The 18,323-nt window shown below is 69.1% G+C and carries 17 protein-coding genes and 1 tRNA gene; 16 read left to right on the forward strand and 2 right to left on the reverse strand.

Annotated elements, in window-relative coordinates; genetic code table 11:
- The first annotated feature begins 9 nt into the window (after positions 1–9).
- From gsiB to K309_RS0107395, 13 genes are all read left to right on the forward strand, one after another.
- Positions 10–1,566, forward strand: a complete 1,557-nt coding sequence (gene gsiB / locus K309_RS0107335; RefSeq protein WP_029045814.1) for a glutathione ABC transporter substrate-binding protein GsiB — start codon at positions 10–12, stop codon at positions 1,564–1,566.
- Between the two features lie 301 nt (positions 1,567–1,867).
- Positions 1,868–2,788 carry a glutathione ABC transporter permease GsiC gene (gene gsiC, locus K309_RS0107340; RefSeq protein WP_029045815.1) on the forward strand — a complete coding sequence of 307 codons (921 nt, stop codon included), beginning with the start codon at positions 1,868–1,870 and terminating at the stop codon, positions 2,786–2,788.
- 7 nt (positions 2,789–2,795) lie between these two features.
- Complete coding sequence (gene gsiD, locus K309_RS0107345; RefSeq protein WP_029045816.1) at positions 2,796–3,710, forward strand: glutathione ABC transporter permease GsiD; 915 nt, start codon at positions 2,796–2,798, stop codon at positions 3,708–3,710.
- Between the two features lie 3 nt (positions 3,711–3,713).
- Complete coding sequence (locus K309_RS0107350; protein WP_029045817.1) at positions 3,714–4,769, forward strand: DmpA family aminopeptidase; 1,056 nt, start codon at positions 3,714–3,716, stop codon at positions 4,767–4,769.
- Positions 4,769–5,587: a M55 family metallopeptidase gene (locus tag K309_RS0107355; protein ID WP_029045818.1), complete on the forward strand. Its 819-nt coding sequence runs from the start codon at positions 4,769–4,771 to the stop codon at positions 5,585–5,587. The genes K309_RS0107350 and K309_RS0107355 overlap by 1 nt, the downstream gene beginning before the upstream one ends.
- An 82-nt stretch (positions 5,588–5,669) precedes the next feature.
- Positions 5,670–6,461, forward strand: coding sequence for a hypothetical protein (locus tag K309_RS0107360; RefSeq protein WP_029045819.1), 792 nt, complete (start codon positions 5,670–5,672; stop codon positions 6,459–6,461).
- A 76-nt stretch (positions 6,462–6,537) separates the two neighbouring features.
- On the forward strand, positions 6,538–7,608 hold the full coding sequence (locus K309_RS0107365; protein ID WP_029045820.1) for a M14 family metallopeptidase: 1,071 nt from the start codon (positions 6,538–6,540) through the stop codon (positions 7,606–7,608).
- 291 nt (positions 7,609–7,899) lie between these two features.
- A complete protein-coding gene (locus tag K309_RS0107370) occupies positions 7,900–8,526 on the forward strand; it encodes a CDP-alcohol phosphatidyltransferase family protein (RefSeq protein ID WP_029045821.1) in 627 nt (208 codons plus the stop codon).
- Between the two features lie 4 nt (positions 8,527–8,530).
- A complete protein-coding gene (locus K309_RS0107375) occupies positions 8,531–10,300 on the forward strand; it encodes a bifunctional alpha/beta hydrolase/class I SAM-dependent methyltransferase (RefSeq protein WP_029045822.1) in 1,770 nt (589 codons plus the stop codon).
- Complete coding sequence (locus tag K309_RS0107380) at positions 10,297–11,676, forward strand: phosphatase PAP2/dual specificity phosphatase family protein (protein ID WP_029045823.1); 1,380 nt, start codon at positions 10,297–10,299, stop codon at positions 11,674–11,676. Before K309_RS0107375 ends, K309_RS0107380 begins: the two co-directional genes overlap by 4 nt.
- Entirely contained in the window at positions 11,666–12,106 is a 441-nt protein-coding gene (locus K309_RS0107385) for a hypothetical protein (RefSeq protein WP_029045824.1), read from the forward strand. The genes K309_RS0107380 and K309_RS0107385 overlap by 11 nt, the downstream gene beginning before the upstream one ends.
- An 8-nt stretch (positions 12,107–12,114) precedes the next feature.
- Entirely contained in the window at positions 12,115–12,741 is a 627-nt protein-coding gene (locus K309_RS0107390) for a lysophospholipid acyltransferase family protein (protein ID WP_029045825.1), read from the forward strand.
- A gap of 27 nt (positions 12,742–12,768) precedes the next feature.
- Complete coding sequence (locus K309_RS0107395; RefSeq protein WP_051320384.1) at positions 12,769–13,740, forward strand: phosphatidate cytidylyltransferase; 972 nt, start codon at positions 12,769–12,771, stop codon at positions 13,738–13,740.
- Positions 13,741–13,752: 12 nt separating this feature from the next.
- On the opposite strand, the gene K309_RS0107400 is transcribed toward K309_RS0107395, so the two are convergent.
- Positions 13,753–14,652 carry a LysR family transcriptional regulator gene (locus K309_RS0107400; protein ID WP_029045827.1) on the reverse strand — a complete coding sequence of 300 codons (900 nt, stop codon included), beginning with the start codon at positions 14,650–14,652 and terminating at the stop codon, positions 13,753–13,755.
- Between the two features lie 244 nt (positions 14,653–14,896).
- Between K309_RS0107400 and K309_RS0107405 the strand changes: the two genes are divergently transcribed.
- Genes K309_RS0107405 through K309_RS0107415 form a run of 3 tightly spaced genes read left to right on the forward strand, consistent with a single transcriptional unit; the run spans position 14,897 to position 18,099 of the window.
- Entirely contained in the window at positions 14,897–15,919 is a 1,023-nt protein-coding gene (locus K309_RS0107405) for a tripartite tricarboxylate transporter substrate binding protein (RefSeq protein WP_029045828.1), read from the forward strand.
- 11 nt (positions 15,920–15,930) lie between these two features.
- Positions 15,931–16,944, forward strand: a complete 1,014-nt coding sequence (locus tag K309_RS0107410; RefSeq protein ID WP_029045829.1) for an NADPH:quinone oxidoreductase family protein — start codon at positions 15,931–15,933, stop codon at positions 16,942–16,944.
- Between the two features lie 15 nt (positions 16,945–16,959).
- Positions 16,960–18,099 (forward strand): CaiB/BaiF CoA transferase family protein, encoded by a 1,140-nt coding sequence (locus tag K309_RS0107415; protein WP_029045830.1) that lies wholly within the window; start codon positions 16,960–16,962, stop codon positions 18,097–18,099.
- A 65-nt stretch (positions 18,100–18,164) separates the two neighbouring features.
- On the opposite strand, the gene K309_RS0107420 is transcribed toward K309_RS0107415, so the two are convergent.
- A tRNA-Val gene (locus K309_RS0107420) sits at positions 18,165–18,241 on the reverse strand.
- Positions 18,242–18,323: the final 82 nt, after the last annotated feature.

The raw sequence follows: 18,323 nt of genomic DNA on the forward strand, positions 1-18,323 counted from the left end.
AGAATCGAGATGTCTGCACGGATGGTTTCGCCCAGGCTGCTGGCCGGGCTGCTCATGGCTGGCGCGATGGGCGCGCTGGCGCCGGTGTCCGCCTTTGCCGCCAAGGACGCGGTGATGGCTGTCGCTTCCACGTTCACCACGCTGGACCCGTACGACGCCAACGACACGCTGTCGCAGGCCGTGTCCAAGAGCTTCTACCAAGGCTTGTTCGGCATGGACAAGGACATGAAACTGGTCAACGTGCTGGCCGAGAGCTATGACGTCAGCAAGGACGGCCTCGCCTATACCATCAAGCTGAAAAAGGGCGTCAAGTTCCACGATGGCAGCGCGTTCGACGCCGCCGCGGTCAAGGCCAACCTGGACCGCGTGACCAACCCGGCCAACAAGCTCAAGCGCTATACGCTGTTCAACCGCGTCGCCAGGACCGACGTGGTCGATGCCAATACCGTCAAGGTCACGCTGAAGGAGCCGTTCTCGCCGTTCATCAACGTGCTGGCGCATCCGTCTGCGGTGATGATCTCGCCGGCCGCGCTGCAAAAGTACGGCAAGGAGATTGCCTTCCATCCGGTCGGCACCGGCCCGTTCGAGTTCGTCGAGTGGAAGCAGCCCGATCACCTGAAGGGCAAGAAGTTCGCCGGCTACTGGAAGACCGGCTACCCGAAGATCGACACCATCACCTGGAAGCCGGTGGTCGACAACAACACGCGCGCCGCCGTGATGCAGACCGGCGAGGCGGACTTTGCCTTCAGCATCCCGTTCGAGCAGGCCGCGGTGCTGAAGAACAGCGCCAAGGTCGAGCTGATCGCGTCGTCGTCGATCATCCAGCGCTACCTGAGCCTGAACACCATGGTCAAGCCATTCAACGACCCCAAGGTGCGCCAGGCCATCAACTACGCGATCAACAAGGATGCACTGGCCAAGGTGGCGTTTGCTGGCTACGCGGTGCCGGCCGAGGGCGTGGTGCCGCCGGGCGTGGACTATGCCGAGAAGCTCGGCCCGTGGCCGTATGACCCGGCCAGGGCGCGCGCGCTGCTGAAGGAAGCCGGCTACCCGAACGGCTTCGAGACCACGCTGTGGTCGGCCTACAACCACACCACCGCGCAGAAGGTGATCCAGTTCGTGCAGCAGCAGCTGCAGCAGGTCGGCATCAAGGCGCAGGTGCAGGCGCTGGAAGCCGGGCAGCGCGTGGAGAAGGTTGAAAGCGTGCAGAAGCCGGAAGACGCCGGTGTGCGCATCTACTACATCGGCTGGTCGTCGTCGACCGGTGAATCGGACTGGGCGCTGCGTCCGCTGCTGGCTTCTGAGTCGATGCCGCCCAAGCTGCTGAACACCGCCTACTACAAGAACGACCAGGTCGATGCGGATATCGCCGGCGCGCTGCGTACCACGGACCGCGGCGAGAAGGCCCGCCTGTACAAGGACGCCCAGGAACGCATCTGGAAGGATGCCCCGTGGGCCTTCCTGGTGACGGAGAAGGTGCTGTTCGCGCGCAGCAAGCGGCTGGCTGGGGCGTATGTGATGCCGGACGGGTCGTTTAATTTTGATGAGATTGATATCAAGCAGTGAGGGGTGAAGCGAAGGGCGGGACTTCGTTGAGGTGCCGGCCCTCACCCCCGCCCCTCTCCCGCGCGCGGGAGAGGGGAGAACACAACGGGTCGTTCCAGCTCCGGCGATTTGCTCCCCTCTCCCGCATGCGGGAGAGGGGCCCGGGGGTGAGGGCGGGCGCGGGCAGTACTCCAGCCGCCTCAAGGACCCTGACCCAACGAGCAGCAAAGCAGCAAGCCGACACAAGGCCGCCGGCCCGCGACGCGGGGTTCGCAGGCGGGCGGCCCGCGGCCTCGCTTGCTGTCATTCATTCTGGTGCTTCATGCTGAACTACTTCCTCAAACGAGTGCTGGGCGTGATCCCCACGCTGCTGATCGTGGCAGTGCTGGTGTTCCTGTTCGTCCACCTGCTGCCGGGCGATCCCGCGCGGCTCGCGGCGGGCCCCGAGGCCGACTCGGCCACGGTCGAACTGGTGCGCAAGGATCTGGGCCTGGACCGGCCCATGCACGAGCAGTTCGTCAACTTCTTCTCCAACGCGCTGCGCGGCGAATTCGGCCATTCGCTGCGTACCAAGCGCCCGGTGAGCGAGGAGATTGGCGACCGCTTCATGCCGACGCTGCTGCTGACGGTGGCGTCGATGGCGTGGGCGGTGGTGTTCGGCATGGCGATTGGCATCGGCTCGGCGGTGTGGCGCAACCGCTGGCCGGACCGCTTCGGCATGACGCTGGCCGTATCGGGGATTTCGTTCCCCGCCTTTGCGCTGGGCATGCTGCTGATGGAGGTGTTCTCCGTGCAGCTGGGCTGGCTGCCCTCGATCGGCGCCGACAGCTGGAAGCATTACGTGCTGCCGTCGATCACGCTCGGCGCCGCGGTGGCGGCGGTCATGGCGCGCTTTACCCGCGCCTCGTTCGTCGAGGTGCTGCAGGAAGACTTTATCCGCACCGCCCGCGCCAAGGGCGTGCGCGAGACGGTGGTGGTGGCCAAGCATGGCCTGCGCAACGCCATGATCCCGGTGGTGACGATGATGGGCCTGCAGTTCGGCTTCCTGCTGGGTGGCTCGATCGTGGTCGAGAAAGTGTTCAACTGGCCGGGTCTCGGCCGCCTGCTGGTCGATGCCGTCGAGATGCGCGACTACCCGGTGATCCAGGCCGAGGTGCTGCTGTTCTCGCTCGAATTCATCCTGATCAACCTGGTGGTGGACATGCTCTACACCGTGATCAACCCAACCATCCGCTACAAGTGAGGCCGGCATGACTGAGCTTTCCACGCCCGCCGCAAGCGAAGCGGCACCCGCCACCGCTCCCGTGCCGGAAGCCGTGCGCACGCCCTGGACCGAGTTCTGGCGCAAATTCCGCAAGCAGCACCTGGCGCTGGGCGCCGGCGTGTTCGTGCTGCTGCTGGTGCTGGTCGCCATCCTGGCGCCGCATATCGTGCCGTACGACCCCGAGAATTTCTTCGACTACGACGCGCTCAACGCCGGCCCGTCGGCCGCGCACTGGATGGGCGTCGATTCGCTCGGGCGCGATATCTTCAGCCGCATCCTGGCCGGCACGCGCATCTCGCTGGCGGCGGGCTTCCTGTCAGTGATCATCGGCGCGGTGATCGGCACCGTGCTGGGCCTGCTGGCCGGCTACTACGAGGGCTGGTGGGACCGCATCGTGATGCGGATCTCCGACGTGCTCTTCGCCTTCCCGGGCATCCTGCTGGCGATCGGCATCGTTGCCATCCTCGGCAATGGCATGACTAACGTGATCTTTGCCGTGGCGATCTTCAGCATTCCGGCCTTCGCGCGGCTGGTGCGCGGCAATACGCTGATGCTGAAGCGGCTGACTTATGTCGAGGCCGCGCGCAGCATCGGCGCGTCGGACTGGACCATCCTGATGCGCCATATCCTGCCGGGCACGGTGTCGTCGATCGTGGTGTATTTCTCGATGCGGATCGGCACGTCGATCATCACCGCGGCCAGCCTGTCGTTCCTGGGGCTGGGCGCGCAGCCGCCCACGCCGGAGTGGGGCGCGATGCTGAACGAGGCGCGCGCCGACATGGTGACCGCGCCGCACGTGGCGATCTTCCCGAGCCTGGCGATCTTCCTGACGGTTCTGGCGTTCAACCTGCTTGGCGACGGCCTGCGCGACGCGCTGGATCCCAAGATCGACCGCCGGTGAGCCATGCAGACATCGACGCAGGGCGTGCCGCGTATCGGCAGCCTGCCGGCCGGGCAGCGCGACAGCATCGCCGACGTGCCAGGGGTGACCGTGGGCCACTGCACGCTGGCGCAGGATGCGGTGCAGACCGGCGTCACCGTGATCCGCCCGCACGGCGGTGACCTGTATCGCGACAAGGTGCCCGCGGCGGCCACCGTGCTTAACGGCTTCGGCAAGAGCGTGGGGCTGGTGCAGCTGGACGAACTGGGCGTGCTGGAGACGCCGGTTGCGCTGACCAACACCTTCTCGGTCGGCGCCATGGCGCAGGCGCAGATCCGTGCCGCCGTCGCCGCCAACCCGGAGATCGGACGCGCATGGCCGACGGTCAATCCGCTGGTGTTCGAATGCAATGACGGCTACCTGAACGATATCCAGCGCATGGCAGTGGACGGTAGCCACTATGACGCGGCGCTGGCCGCTGCCGGCCAGGACGTCGCGCAGGGCGCGATCGGCGCCGGGCGCGGCATGTCGTCGTTCGGCGTCAAGGGCGGCATCGGCACGGCATCGCGCATCGCGCAGGGCTATCGTGTCGGCGCGCTGGTGCTGGCAAATTTCGGCACGCCGGAGTCGCTGACGCTGGCGGGCAGGCTGGTCGGGCCGCAGCTGGCGCAGCGCCTGGCGCAGCCCGACGCGGTGGCGCAGCCGCCGCTGCCTGAAAAAGGCTCGATCATCATGGTCGTGGCCACCGACGCGCCGCTGGACGCACGCCAGCTGCGCCGGATGTCGCTGCGCGCGGGTGCGGGGCTGGCGCGCACCGGCTCGGTGTTCGGGCACGGCTCGGGCGATATCGCGCTCGCCTTCTCGACCGCCTATACCGTCCCGCACCAGGCCGACCGCGCGATGCCTGCGGTCGCCATGCTCCACGAAACGCTGCTCGACCCGCTGTTCCGCGCCGCCGCGGACAGTGTCGAGCAGGCCATCGTCCATGCGCTCTGGCATGCGGCGACGGTGCAGGGCCGCGACGGCCATGCCCGCCGCGCCTTGCTGGAGGTCATGCCAGAACTGCGCCAATCCGCCTGATGAAGATCCTGATTTCCACCGATATCGAGGGCGTCGCCGGCGTCTTCCACGCCGAGCAGACCCGCCCCGGCAGCGGCGAATATGAACGCGCCCGCGCCTGGATGAGCGCCGAGGCCAATGCCGCCGTCGCCGGCGCCTTTGCCGGCGGCGCCACCGAAGTGCTGGTCAACGACTCGCATGGCGGCTTCCGCAACCTGCTGCCGGACCAGATCGACCCGCGCGCGCGGCTGGTGCTCGGCAAGCCGCGCTACCTCGGCATGATGGCCGGCATCGAGGACGGTGCCGACGGCGTGCTGATGATCGGCTACCACGGCCGCGCGCAGAGCCGCGGCGTGCTGGCGCACACCATCAACAGCGGCGCCTTCGCCCGGGTCTGGCTTAACGGCATGGAACTTGGCGAGGCCGGTCTCTACGGCGCGCTGGCCGGGGAACTGGGCGTGCCGGTGCTGATGGCCAGCGGTGACGACGTCTTCGTGCAGGAAACCCGGCCGCTGATGCCGTGGGCGCGCTTTGCCGAGACCAAGCGTGCCGGCGGCTTCGGCAGCGGCACCACGCTGTCGCCGGCGGCGGCGCGCGAGGCGATCCAGGCGGCCGTGGCCGAGGGCGTGCGCGGCGCGGCGCAGGCGCAATGCCTGCGGCTCGAAGCGCCGGTGAGCACCAGGCTGCAGACCCTGACGCCGGCCCATGCCGACCTGTTCTGCCAGTGGCCGACGCTGGAGCGCCTGGACGGCGTGACCCTGGGCTTCCAGGCCGACTCCGTGCAGGCCGCGGTACGCATGCTCAACTGCCTGTCGGCGATGTCGTTCATGCTGAAGTAGCGCCTGCCGGCAGCGGATCCTCCGGATCGGCGACAATAGCGGGTCCGCAGCCAACCCAGCCAACCCGGCACTACGCATTCGCATGACCCAGGCACACGACGGGGGCTGGATCCCCGTACGCAAGGACTTCGTCGACTTGGACACCCGTTGCCATGCGCGCGGCAACAGCCGCCGGCACCACGGTTTCCCGCACGGACAGGCCTATATCCTGCGCGACGCCGCCGGGCATGAGTATCCGTTCGGCGAAGACTGCGCCCGCGCCGCGGTGGCGCATCCCGGGTTGCTTCTGCAGGTGCCGGACTACACCGGGCGCGACGTGGTGCCGCGCTCGGCCTTGCCCGATCCCATCCCCGCCGGCGTCCGGCGCGGACGGCGCAGCGCGGCGGAGAACGCGGCGGCCGAGCGCCTTGCCGCTATCCGTTACCTGGTGCTGCGCATGGAAAAAGTGGCCGCCGTGCCGCGCGTGCAGCCCACCGTGCGCTTTCCCGCGCTTGACCCGGTCTACGAGCAATACCTGCGTACCGGCGACGTGGCCACTGCGCAGGTGCGCCGCATCCTGGCGATCGAGCGCGCGCCCAGCACGCCGCCGCGGCTGCGCGCCACCAACCTGCTCGACGTCTATACGGCCCATGTCAAGCTGGAGCGGCTGATCGCCGCCTCCAACAGCGTCGACAACATCCGCTTCCTGCGAGGCCTGCATGACTGGCTGGCGCGCCACCTGGTGCTGACTGCCAGCCAGTTGGCCGCGGCAGGGATCGAGATGCATCCGCAGGCCTTTACCTCGCCCGGCATCTGGGGCGCCGCGGCGGAAGCGGCAAGCCGGGCGGTCCCGGCCGCTTCGGCGCCACCCGATCCGAACGGCTCGCTGTTCTAGCTACCCATTCGGCGCAACTGGCAGAACCGGTGGAAATGGCGTCTAATGGCCTGCATCGCCATCCGCCGGTGACGCCATGAGTCCTTTTTCGCGCAGCTACGCCGAAGCCCGCCAGAAGTTCCTCGATGCCGCGCGCGCGGCCGGGGCAGACCTGGCGCAGTTCCCGCATCCGACCCGCCGCGGCAGCGCCGGCGAGGACCTGGCGATCGACGTGGCGCAGGTGGGCCCGCCCGGCGCGCGGCAGTGCCTGATGGTGACTTCCGGCACCCATGGCGCCGAGGGCTTCGCGGGCTCCGGCGTGCAGATTGCGATGCTGAACGACACCGCGCTGCTCGCAGATTGCGCCGCCGCGGGCACCAGCCTGCTGCTGGTCCATGCCATCAATCCCTACGGTTTCTCGCATCTGCGCCGGGTCAACGAAGACAACGTCGACCTGAACCGCAACTTCATGGACTTCTCGCAGCCGCTGCCGTACAACGGGCCCTATGCGGAGATTGCGCCGCTGCTGCTGCCGGCGCAGTGGCCGCCATCCGACGCCGACCAGGCTCAGCTGATGAAGACCGTGGCCGAGCGCGGCATGGCGTGGTACCAGGCCGCGCTGAGCGGCGGCCAGTACCAGGACCCGGACGGCATGTTCTTCGGCGGCACCAAGGCGACCTGGAGCAACTACACGCTATGCCGCATCCTGGCGCGCTTCGGCGCCGGGCGCGAGACGCTGCGCTGGATCGACGTGCACACCGGCCTGGGGCCGTGGGGCTATGGCGAGCCGATCCACATGGGCCCGGACACGCCCGAGTCGCTGACGCGCACGCGCGCCATCTGGGGCAGCCGCGTGACGTCGATCTATGACGGCTCGTCGACCTCGGCCAACCTGACCGGGCTGGCCTGGCGTGCGGTGCCCCAGACACTGCCGGGGATCGACTATGCCGGCATCGCGCTGGAATTCGGCACGCTGCCAGTGGGCGAGGTGCTGGACGCGCTGCGTGGCGACCACTGGCTGCACCGGCATCCCGAAGCGGACGAGAACCAGCGCGCGCTGGTGCGCCAGGCGATGTGGCGGGCCTTCTATGGCGACGCCGACGACTGGCGCGACGGCGTGGTGACGCAAGTGACCGACGCCGTGCGCAGCACGCTGGCCGCGGCCTGAGCTCGGCCTGGTTTTGGCCGTAGCGGGACCGTATCTCGCATTCGAAATCGTTCAGTACAGGGCGCAAGCCGCTTCTGGTAATGTCTCGGACTTGGCTGTAGAGTGCCGTCAAAGGCACCGCTGGTCTGGGCGTCAGTGCGGGCCGGGCAGTCACAACGAAACGTTACAAGAAACGCCACCAAGAACAAGACGGAAGGGGGTCCCCGGCCGGCCAGCGGCGCAGCGCAAGCGCCGGCACCGGCAAGGCGCGCGGCGCCGCTTCCGGCATCAGCTCGGCGGGAGGCCGGCGCGATGACGCTCTACGAACTCAAGCCCAGGTTCCAGGCATGGCTGCGCCCGGTGGTGCAGGACCTGGCCCATCGCGGCGCCACCGCCAACCAGGTCACGATCGCCGCGGCTGCCGGCTCTCTCGCGGTCGGCGTGCTGGCTGCCATCGGCATGCTGGTGACCGAGAGCCCGGCGCTGTTCCTGCTGTTTCCCCTCTGGCTGTTCCTGCGCATGGCGCTCAATGCCATCGACGGCATGCTCGCGCGCGAGCACGGCCAGCAGAGCGCGCTCGGCGCCTACCTCAACGAACTTGGCGACATCGTCTCGGACTTGGCGCTGATCCTGCCGCTGGCGGCGCTGCCGGATTTCGGGCTGGCGCAGGTCGGCACCTTTGCGCTGCTGGCGGTGATGGCCGAGGCCGCCGGCCTGGTCGGGCCCCTTGCCGGCGCCAGCCGGCGCTACGACGGCCCGCTTGGCAAGAGCGACCGTGCTTTCGCGGTCGGGGCCATCGCACTGTGGGCGGGGCTGGGGCTGGGCTTCGGCGCTGCCGCTTCCTGGTTGTGGCTGGCGCTGTCCTTGCTGTCGCTTTACACCATTGCCAATCGCGTGCGCCGCGGCGTTGCCGAGGCGCGTGCCCGCACCGCAGGCTGAAGCCATGGACCGAGCCGCTATCCGCCAGCCGCAGGAGCGGCATTTCCAGACCCATGACGGCCAGGCGCTGTTCTACCGCCACTGGCCTGCGGTGGAGGGCCCGGCGCGTGGCGCCGTGGTGCTGTTCCACCGCGGCCACGAGCATTCCGGGCGTGTCGCCCACCTGGCCGACGAACTGAACCTGCCGGGCTACGACATCTTCGCCTGGGACGCGCGTGGCCACGGCCGCTCGCCCGGCGAGCGTGGCTACAGCCCCTGCCTGGCGGATTCGGTGCGCGATATCCAGACGTTTACCCAGCATATCGCCGAGGCGCACGGCATCCCGCTTGAGCATACCGCGGTCATTGCGCAAAGCGTCGGGGCGGTGCTGGCCGCCACGTGGGTGCACGACTACGCGCCGCCGCTCCGCGCGCTGGTGCTCGCCTCGCCGGCCTTCAAGGTCAAGCTGTACGTGCCGTTCGCGCGGCCGGGACTGAAGCTGATGCACCGGCTGCGCGGCAGGTTCTTCGTCAACAGCTACGTCAAGGCGAAGTTCCTGACGCACGATCCCGGGCGCATCGCCAGTTATGACACCGATCCGCTGATCACGCGGCCGATCGCGGTCAATATCCTGCTCGACCTGTACGAGACCGCGGAACGCATCGTCGCCGATGCCGCCGCAATCACGGTGCCGACGCAGCTGCTGATCTCCGGCGCCGACTGGGTCGTGCACCGCGGGCCGCAGGACCGCTTCTACGAGCGGCTGGGCGCGCGCACCAAGGAACGCATCGTGCTGGAGGGGTTTTTCCACGACACGCTGGGCGAGCGCGACCGCAAGCTGGCCGTGGACGCGGCGCGGCGCTTTATCGTGCGCGAGTTCGACACGCCGTCGCCGCCGCGCTCGCTGCTGGAGGCCGACCTGATCGGCCCGTTCCGGGAAGAGTCGGACCGGCTGGCGTCCGCGCCGGGCGGGCTGGCGGCCTGGTACTGGCGCGCGGCGCGTGCCAACCTGAAGCTCGGCGGGATGCTGTCGGACGGCGTGCGGCTCGGGCATGAGACCGGTTTCGACTCGGGCTCGACGCTCGACTACGTCTACCGCAATATGCCGTCGGGACGCGGCCCGCTGGGCCGGATGGCTGACGCGCAATACCTCGGCGCCATCGGCTGGCGCGGCATCCGCCAGCGCAAGGTCCACGCCGAAGCGCTGATCGCCGAGGCCGTGCGGCGGCTGCGTGCGGCCGGCATGCCGGTGCGCATGGTCGATATCGCCGCCGGGCACGGGCGCTATGTGCTGGAGGCGCTGGGTGCGCTGGACGGCGGCGCCGGGGCGGTCGAATCGATCCTGCTGCGCGACTACAGCCAGCTCAATGTCGAACAGGGCAGGGCGCTGATCGCCGCCAAGGGACTGCAGGGAGTCGCCCGCTTCGAACAGGGCGATGCCTTCGACGGTGACAGCCTGGCAGCGCTGGCCCCGGCGCCGACGCTGGCCGTGGTATCGGGCCTGTACGAGCTGTTCCCGGAAAATGCGATGGTGCGCCGCTCGCTGGAAGGGCTGGCGCGCGCGGTGCCGCCTGGGGGCTACCTGGTCTACACCGGCCAGCCCTGGCATCCGCAGCTCGAATTCATCGCCCGCGCGCTGACCAGCCACCGCGGCGGCGCCGCCTGGGTGATGCGGCGCCGTTCGCAGGCCGAGATGGACGAACTGGTGCGCGCCGCCGGCTTCGACAAGGTGACCCAGCGCATCGACCCGTGGGGCATCTTCACCGTCAGCCTGGCGCGCAGGCGCGAAGCATGAGCACGCTGCCCGCCGACGCGGCTGCCGCGGCCCCCACGGGTGAACGTCCCTGGGGTTTGGCCTGCCTGCTGCTGGCGCTGGCCGGCGCGTTTTTCTTTTCCAGCTACGGCTTCGCCAACTGGCTCGCGAGCCAGCGCGCGCAGGTGCCAACGGTCTATTTCGGCTGGGAACGCGGCATCCCGTTCCTGCCGTGGACCATCATCCCGTACTGGTCGATCGACCTGCTGTACGGCATCTCCTTCTTCCTGTGGCAAACGCGGGCGGCACTGGTCACGCACGTCAGGCGGCTGGTGCTGGCGCAGCTGGTCTCGGTGGCGTGCTTTATCGCCTTCCCGCTGCGCTTCAGCTTCGAGCGGCCGCAGGCGGAGGGGCTGCCGGGGCGGCTGTTCGCGCTGCTGGGTGGCTTCGACCTGCCGTTCAACCAGGCGCCGTCGCTGCATATCAGCCTGCTGGTGATCCTGTGGGTCGCGTACGCGGCGCACCTGCGCGGCGGATGGCGCTGGCTGCTGCATGGCTGGTTCGCGCTGATCGGCGTGTCGGTGCTGACCACATGGCAGCATCACCTGATCGACGTGCCGACCGGGGCGCTGGTTGGCTGGCTGTGCGTTTACCTGTTCCCGATGCGGCTGCCGGAGGTTGCGGCGGGCTTGCCCGATGCGCGCACGCGCCAGCTTTCGCGGCGCTATGCGGTTGGCGCGGTCGTGGCACTGCTGTGTGCGGTACTGGCGGTGGCATTGTCCGTGACGCTGGCGTTCCTGCTGCTGTGGGCCGCGCTGGCGCTGGCCTGCGTTGCGCGCATCTACGCGCTGGCCGCGCCGGCCTGGTTCCTGAAGCATGCAGACGGCACGATGGCGCGGGCGGCACGCTGGGTGCTGGCGCCATACCTGCTCGGCGCGTTCCTGAATTCGCGCTGGTGGACCCGGCGCGCGCCGCAGGCCAGCCGCATCGCCGACGGCGTCTGGGTCGGCCGCTTCCCGACCGGTGCCGAACTGCGCGCATTGGGCGCCGATGCTGTGGTCGACCTTAGCGCCGAACTGCCGCGCGCCGCCTCTGGTCCCGGGCTGGCCTATCGCTGCGTGCCGGTGCTGGATCTGACCGTGCCGACCGCGCGGCAACTGGAGCAGGCCGTGGCGCAACTCGACGCATGGCACGCGCAAGGACGCCGGATAATGGTGAGCTGCGCGCTGGGATATTCGCGCAGCGCGCTGGTGGCTGCCGCATGGATGGCGCGCAGGCAGGGACTGCGCGACGCGCCGGCGGCACTGGCCGCTTTGCGCGCGCACCGGCCCGCGGTGGTGCTGGGGCATGAGCACGCCGCCGCGCTGCAGGCATGGCTGGACCAGTATCCGACAGCGGAGGCTGCCGATGGCCGCTGATGGCGCACGCAGCAGTTCCTCGGAGGCCTGGATCGCGCACGCCGTCACCGGCGCGCTGTCCGGTGCGCTCTGGATCGGCGTGGTCGGACTGGCCTTCGCGCTGGCATCCGTCTGGATGTCCGCCAGCCCGGCACTGTCTGCACTGCCGTTGCTGGTGGCGCTGGCCCAGCTCTGGCTGCTGCTGCGCGTGGCGATTGACCGGCGCCTGTTCGACGCGCTGGCCGCTTCGGCCGACCCCAACGTCCAGACAGGCCAGGCGGACCTGGCCGGACTCGACGGCGCGCTGACCGGACTGGGCTGGATCGCATCCGAGCGCACTGGCCGCCCGCTGCCCGAACGCGCACGCGGCGCGATGCGGCTGGTGCGCGCCAGCCTGGTACTGGCCGCAGTCCAGCTGTGCCTGTCCCTGCTGATCTTGCTGCTGAGGTAAACAACACCATGTGGATCGCCCGTGCCACCGCGCGCGCCATCATCGCTTTCGCCCGCCTGCTGACCGGCATGCGCGCCAACTGGCAGGGCTGCATCCCGGCCGCGGTGCAGCGCGTGTACTTTGCCAACCACAGCAGCCATGGCGACTTCGTGCTGATCTGGGGCTGCCTGCCGCCCGACCTGCGCACCGGCACGCGCCCGGTGGCCGGCGCCGATTACTGGGACCGCTCGCCGCTGCGGCGCTTTATCGGCCGCGACGTATTCCGCGCGTTGCTGATCGACCGCACGCGCAGCGATCCGGGCAATGACCCGGTGGCACTGATGCGTGGCGCGCTGGAAGGCGGCGATTCGCTGATCCTGTTCCCCGAGGGCACCCGTAACACCACCGATGCGCGGCTGCTGCCGTTCAAGAGCGGCATCTACCACCTGGCGCGCGCTTGTCCGGAGGTGGAGTTCGTGCCGGTCTGGATCGACAACCTCAACCGCGTCATGCCCAAGGGCGAGGTCGTGCCGGTGCCGCTGCTATGCACCGTGACCTTCGGCCAGCCCGTGCTGGTGGCCGACGGCGAGGACAAGGAGAGCTTCCTGTCCCGCTGCCGCGGGGGCCTGCTCGCGCTGGCCCCCGAACTGGACTGATGGCGGACCGATAGCGGAAAGATGACCATGCCAACCATCCCGACCCTGCCTGCGGTGCACTGGGACCATGAGACCGGACTGCTGTTCGGCGGCCTGTTTGCCGTGCTGTTGCTGGCGTCCACCGTGACCGTGCTGCTGCGCTGGCGCGTGGCCGGGGGCGGGCAGCATGCGGTAATCGACAACCTCGCGCAGCGCGTCAACGCCTGGTGGTGGATGATCGGCGTCATGGGCGTGGCCTTCGCGCTGGGCCGCACCGCGGTGATCGTGCTGTTCTACCTGCTGTCGTTCTTCGCGCTGCGCGAGTTCGTCACCATCACCACCACGCGCCGCGGCGACCATCGCGCCATCGTCGCCGCCTTTTTCGTATTCCTGCCGCTGCAGTATGTGCTGGTCTACATCGGCTGGTACGGCATGTTCTCGATCCTGATCCCGGTCTACGCCTTCCTGTTCCTGCCGATCCTGGCGGCGCTGTCGTCCGAGACCACGCGCTTCCTGGAGCGCTGCGCCGGGGTGCAATGGGCGGTGATGATCTGCGTGTTCTGCATCTCGCACGTGCCGGCGCTGCTGACGTTGCCGATCCCGGGCTTCGAAGGCCGCAACCTGCTGCTGATCGCCTTCCTGGTGATCGTGGTGCAGGGCAGCGACGTGCTGCAGTACGTATGGGGCAAGCTGTGCGGCAAGCGCAAGATCGCGCCGCTGCTGTCGCCGTCGAAGACGGTGGAAGGGTTTGTCGGCGGCGTGGCAAGTGCCACTGCGCTGGGTGCGGCGCTGTGGTGGATCACGCCGTTCACGCCGTGGCAGGCCGGACTGATTGCGCTGGCCATCGCGCTGATGGGCTTCCTGGGCGGGCTGGTGATGTCGGCGATCAAGCGCGACCGCGGCATCAAGGACTGGGGCCACATGATCCAGGGCCACGGCGGCATGCTGGACCGGCTCGACTCGGTGGTGTTCGCCGCGCCGGTGTTCTTCCATATCACCCGCTACTGGTGGGTACCCTGAGCCGGGCGACGCTCAGATTTCGGTCTCCTCGCACCACTTGACCACCGCATCACGGAAGTCCTGGCAGATCGGCGACAGGTAGCCGCCGGCGCGCCACAGCACCGCCAGTTCGTGCTGCCACGACATGCCGGGCCCGGCGATCGCCTGCAATCCCTGTCCCTCCGCCTGCTTCAGGATGCGCGGCGGCATGATGCCGAGCAGGTCCGAGTGCCGCAGCAACTCGCCGAACGCGACCGGCGAGGCCGTGCTTTCCACCGCCACGCGCGGCGGCGGCAGCCCCACCGAGGTGAATCGTTCCTCCAGCCATTGGCGCAGGTACAGCGAGCTGGCCGGCACCGCCCAGCGCTCTTCGGTCAGGTCGGCCAGCGTGCGGAAGCTGCCGCGGCGCGGATGTGCGCTGCGGCAGACGATCTGCATGGTCAGCGGCCCCAGCGGCAGCCAGTCGATGTCTTCCGGCACGCTGGCCGGGCGCGCCGCAAGGATCAGGTCGGCGTCGCCGTTCTGCAGCATCGCCATCAGGCGCGCGCTCAGGTGCGTCTCGATCGAGAACACGGCCAGCGGGCGGCTGACGAAGAACTGCGCCAGCAGCGGCGACAGCAGCGACGGCACCAGGTAAGGAATGGCGCCGAGCCGTACCGTGCCGGCGCGCGCCAGCCGCTGCTCGGCCAGTTCATTGCGCAGGTCGGCTGCCGCCAGCGAGATCCTGCGCGCATGCGCCAGCAGCGTCTTGCCGACGCTGGTCGGCACCAGCCCGCGCGGGGTGCGCTCGAACAGCGGCATGCCGGCCTCGCCCTCCAGCCGCGCCAGCGTCTTGGACAGGCCGGACTGGGTCATGCCGAGCGTGTCGGCCGCGCGATGCAGGTTGCCATGTTCGCTGACTACCAGGAAGGCTTCAAGATCCTCGAATCGCATGGGACGTACCGGGTACCGGGTAATGGGGCGCGCTGGGGGCGGAGCGGGCCATTGTAGCGCCGGTATGCCCATGCGCTGCGTCACCGCACCCCAGGTTCCGGCCGCGCCATGCCTGGCAGGACTCGCCTTGCGCCGAGCGGGAATCGGCGGGGCGCGGCCGATGCCATAGACTGCGCTGGCATCCCTCGCATCGCCAGCGGCTGGCGGGCATCACAGAAGGGAGCCAGGACAGGAGACACCAACCATGCCGACCCTCCGCTCGCGGCTGCGCGCCGCCATGCCCGCCATCATGCTGGGCGCCCTTGCAGCCACAACCGTGGCCACAACCGCAGCCACGGCGCACGCCGCCGATGCCGCCCCCGGCGCCGAACCGTATCCATCGCGCCCGCTGACCATCGTGGTGCCGTCGGTGGCAGGCAATGTCAACGACGCGGTCGCCCGGCTGATCGGGCAGGAACTGACCAGGGCCTGGGGCCAGCCGGTCATCGTCGACAACAAGCCCGGCGCAGGGACCACCACCGGCACCAAGCACGTCGCGCGCGCCGCGAAGGATGGCTATACCGCGCTGCTGACCTTTACCGCGCACGTGCAGAACCCGTCGCTGTACCCGCGCATCGGCTACGACCCGATCGCCGATTTCGCGCCGGTCAGCGAGGTCGCGATCTCGTCGACCATCCTGGCCGTGTCGCCGGACTTTCCGGCGCGCACGCTGCCTGAGCTGGTGGCGCTGGTCAAGGCCAATCCCGGCAAGTACCCGTATGGTTCCTATGGCGCCGGCACGACCGGCCACATCCTCGGCGAACTGCTCAAGCGCGAGGCCGGCCTGCAGATGGAGCACGTGGCCTACAAGGGCGGTGCGCCGCTGGCGACCGACCTGGCCGCCGGCCACGTGAAGATCGGCTTCATCGCGGTGGGAACGGCGATGCCGCTGCTGCAGGGCGGCAAGCTGATCCCGGTGGCGATGGCCGGCGCCGAGCGCTCGGCGCTGCTGCCCAGGGTGCCAACCTTCCGCGAGGCGGGCTACCAGGGCTTCGAGCCGGATGCGTGGATGGGCCTGCTGTTCCCGGCCGGCGTGCCGAAGGCGCGGATCGAGGCACTGTCGCGCGAAGTCGCTCGCATTGTGCGCATGCCGGAGATCGCAAAGAAGATGCAGGACCTGAACCTGGTGCCGGTGGGCAACACACCGGAAGCCTTCGCCGCGGTGCTGAAGAGCGACCGCGACAAATGGAGCCGCATCATCCGCGATGTCGGCATCACGCTGGAATGACTGGACTGACGATGCAAGAGGACGATTACCTGGGGCTGGTCTGTTCGCGCTGGTGCCACTGGAGCGAACTGGAACTGCAACGCATCCCGCGCCAGCCGCTCGGGCCGGGACAGGTGCGCATCCGCGTGCGGCACGCCGGCGTCGGCTTTGCGCTGAGCCTGTTCGTGTCGGGCAAGTACCAGCGCAAGCCGCCGCTGCCGTTCACGCCCGGCACGGAAGCGGCCGGGGAGATCCTTGAGGTCGCGCCGGACGTGACGCGGCTGCGCGTTGGGCAGCGCGTGGCGGCGGCGCTGGACTGGGGCGGTTTTGCCGAAGAAGTCGTGACGACCGCCGACACGGTCTATCCGGTGCCGGATGGTCTTGCACTGGCGCACGCCGCGGCACTTCCGGTTACCTACGGCACCGTGTGGGCCGCGTTAGCGTGGCGCGCCGCGCTGCAACCCGGCGAGACCATGCTGGTGCACGGCGCCAGCGGCGCGCTCGGCACGGCGGCCGTGCAGGTGGGCAAGCTGATGGGCGCGCGCGTGATCGCCACCGCCAGCACCGACGCCAAGCGCGAGGCGGCACTGGGCAATGGCGCGGCGCATGCGCTGCCTGCCGACGCGGCCACGCTGGCGGCCTCGGTGAAGGCGCTGTGCCCGGCGGGCGGGGTCGACGTGGTGTTCGATCCGGTCGGCGGCGACCTGTTCGATGCCTCGCTGCGCTGCGCGGCGCCGGGCGCGCGGCTGCTGTCGATCGGCTACGCCAGTGGGCGTATCCCGGAAGTGCCGGCCAACCTGCTGCTGGTCAAGAACCTGTCGATGATCGGCTTCAACTACGGCTACTACATCGGCTGGGGACTGACCGATGAACGCCAGCGCTTGGCGCCGCGCGTGCAGCAGGTGGTCGAGCAGATCATGCAGGCGGTGGCGAGCGGCAAGCTGGCGCCGCCCGTGCTGCAGCACTTCCCGCTGCGCGACTGGCTGGCGGCGGTCGACACCACGATGTCGCGCCGGGCGATCGGCAAGGTCATGCTGGATATCTGAAATGCGGAGGACGACATGAAAGCCGAACAAGACGCCGCGCTGCTCGACGGCCTGACGGTGCTCGACCTGAGCCAGGGGATCGCCGGCCCCTACTGCGGACTGGTGCTGCGCCAGCAGGGCGCGCGCGTGATCAAGGTGGAGCCGCCCGGCGGCGACTGGTCGCGCAACATGGGCCGCATCCGCGCCGGCCAGACCGCGATCGCGGTCGCGTGCAACGCCGGCAAGGAGAGCGTGCTGCTGGATGCGCGCACCGACAGCGGCCGCGCCGCCATTGCACGCCTGGCGGAGCGTGCCGACGTGGTGATCCAGAACTTCCGCCCCGGCGTGGCCGAGCGCATGGGCGTGGGCTACGAGGCGCTGGCGGCGCGCAACCCGGCGCTGGTCTATGTGTCGATCTCCGGCTACGGCCATGCCGGCCCGATGGCGGCACTGCCGGCGGTCGATACCACGGTCCAGGCGGTCAGCGGGCTGATGCACCTGAACCGCGACGGCGCGGGCCAGCCGCGGCGTATCCCGTTCTTCCTGATCGATCTGAGCACCGGGCTGTATGCCGCCCAGCATGCATGCGCGGCGTTGTTCAAGGCCGCGCGCCATGGCAAGGGGCGCCACGTGAAGCTGTCGCTGCTGGAAACCAGCGCGGCGCTGCAGTCATACCTGCTGGTGGACGATGCCATGTTTCCCGACGCCGAAATGGCGGCGGCCAATGCGCCGACGGGATTGTTCTCGGCGGCGGACGGCATGCTCTACATCAGCATGCTCAACGACGCGATGTTCGTGCGGCTGGCGCGCGTGCTGGGCTTTGACGACTGGCTCGACGATGCCGCGCTGCGCACCAGTGCCGGCCGGCTGCCGCGCGCGGCGGAACTGAACCGGCGCGTGGCGCAGGCGGTGGCCGCGCAGCCGCTCGCACATTGGGAAGCGCTGCTGACCGAGCATGACGTGCTGTTTGGCCGCGTCAGCCACGCAAGCGAGTTCCTGCGGAGCGCGCAATGCCGGCAGGCGGGGGTTTTCGGCCGCTTGAGGCTGGACGGGATTGGCGAGGTGCCGTGGGCCAACCTGCCGGGCATGGCAGGCATGACGCGGCCCGAGGGCGATGCGCCCACGCTGGGTCAGCACACCGAAGCGGTGCTGGCGGAGTTCGGCATCAGCGCCTGACATTGCCGCTCGGAAAAGAAAAACGGACGGTGCGCGATTGCGTACCGTCCGTTTCCTTTGTGCGTTGGTAGGCTCGATTGGACTCGAACCAACGACCCCCACCATGTCAAGGTGGTGCTCTAACCAGCTGAGCTACGAGCCTAGCGAAGCCGCGAATTATAGGGATGCCTCCGCGATTGCGCAAGCACCTTCGCAAACTTTCTGCGATTGTGCTGCGCGCACCG

The organism is Cupriavidus phytohabitans (assembly GCF_000426345.1).
Taxonomy (GTDB): Bacteria; Pseudomonadota; Gammaproteobacteria; order Burkholderiales; family Burkholderiaceae; genus Cupriavidus.

Coding starts and splice junctions, on each gene's coding strand:
- gsiB (WP_029045814.1), top strand. CDS start 10: ATGTCTGCACGGATGGTTTCGCCCAGGCTGCTGGCCGGGCTGCTCATG.
- gsiC (WP_029045815.1), top strand. CDS start 1,868: ATGCTGAACTACTTCCTCAAACGAGTGCTGGGCGTGATCCCCACGCTG.
- gsiD (WP_029045816.1), top strand. CDS start 2,796: ATGACTGAGCTTTCCACGCCCGCCGCAAGCGAAGCGGCACCCGCCACC.
- K309_RS0107350 (WP_029045817.1), top strand. CDS start 3,714: ATGCAGACATCGACGCAGGGCGTGCCGCGTATCGGCAGCCTGCCGGCC.
- K309_RS0107355 (WP_029045818.1), top strand. CDS start 4,769: ATGAAGATCCTGATTTCCACCGATATCGAGGGCGTCGCCGGCGTCTTC.
- K309_RS0107360 (WP_029045819.1), top strand. CDS start 5,670: ATGACCCAGGCACACGACGGGGGCTGGATCCCCGTACGCAAGGACTTC.
- K309_RS0107365 (WP_029045820.1), top strand. CDS start 6,538: ATGAGTCCTTTTTCGCGCAGCTACGCCGAAGCCCGCCAGAAGTTCCTC.
- K309_RS0107370 (WP_029045821.1), top strand. CDS start 7,900: ATGACGCTCTACGAACTCAAGCCCAGGTTCCAGGCATGGCTGCGCCCG.
- K309_RS0107375 (WP_029045822.1), top strand. CDS start 8,531: ATGGACCGAGCCGCTATCCGCCAGCCGCAGGAGCGGCATTTCCAGACC.
- K309_RS0107380 (WP_029045823.1), top strand. CDS start 10,297: ATGAGCACGCTGCCCGCCGACGCGGCTGCCGCGGCCCCCACGGGTGAA.
- K309_RS0107385 (WP_029045824.1), top strand. CDS start 11,666: ATGGCCGCTGATGGCGCACGCAGCAGTTCCTCGGAGGCCTGGATCGCG.
- K309_RS0107390 (WP_029045825.1), top strand. CDS start 12,115: ATGTGGATCGCCCGTGCCACCGCGCGCGCCATCATCGCTTTCGCCCGC.
- K309_RS0107395 (WP_051320384.1), top strand. CDS start 12,769: ATGCCAACCATCCCGACCCTGCCTGCGGTGCACTGGGACCATGAGACC.
- K309_RS0107400 (WP_029045827.1), bottom strand. CDS start 14,652: ATGCGATTCGAGGATCTTGAAGCCTTCCTGGTAGTCAGCGAACATGGC.
- K309_RS0107405 (WP_029045828.1), top strand. CDS start 14,897: ATGCCGACCCTCCGCTCGCGGCTGCGCGCCGCCATGCCCGCCATCATG.
- K309_RS0107410 (WP_029045829.1), top strand. CDS start 15,931: ATGCAAGAGGACGATTACCTGGGGCTGGTCTGTTCGCGCTGGTGCCAC.
- K309_RS0107415 (WP_029045830.1), top strand. CDS start 16,960: ATGAAAGCCGAACAAGACGCCGCGCTGCTCGACGGCCTGACGGTGCTC.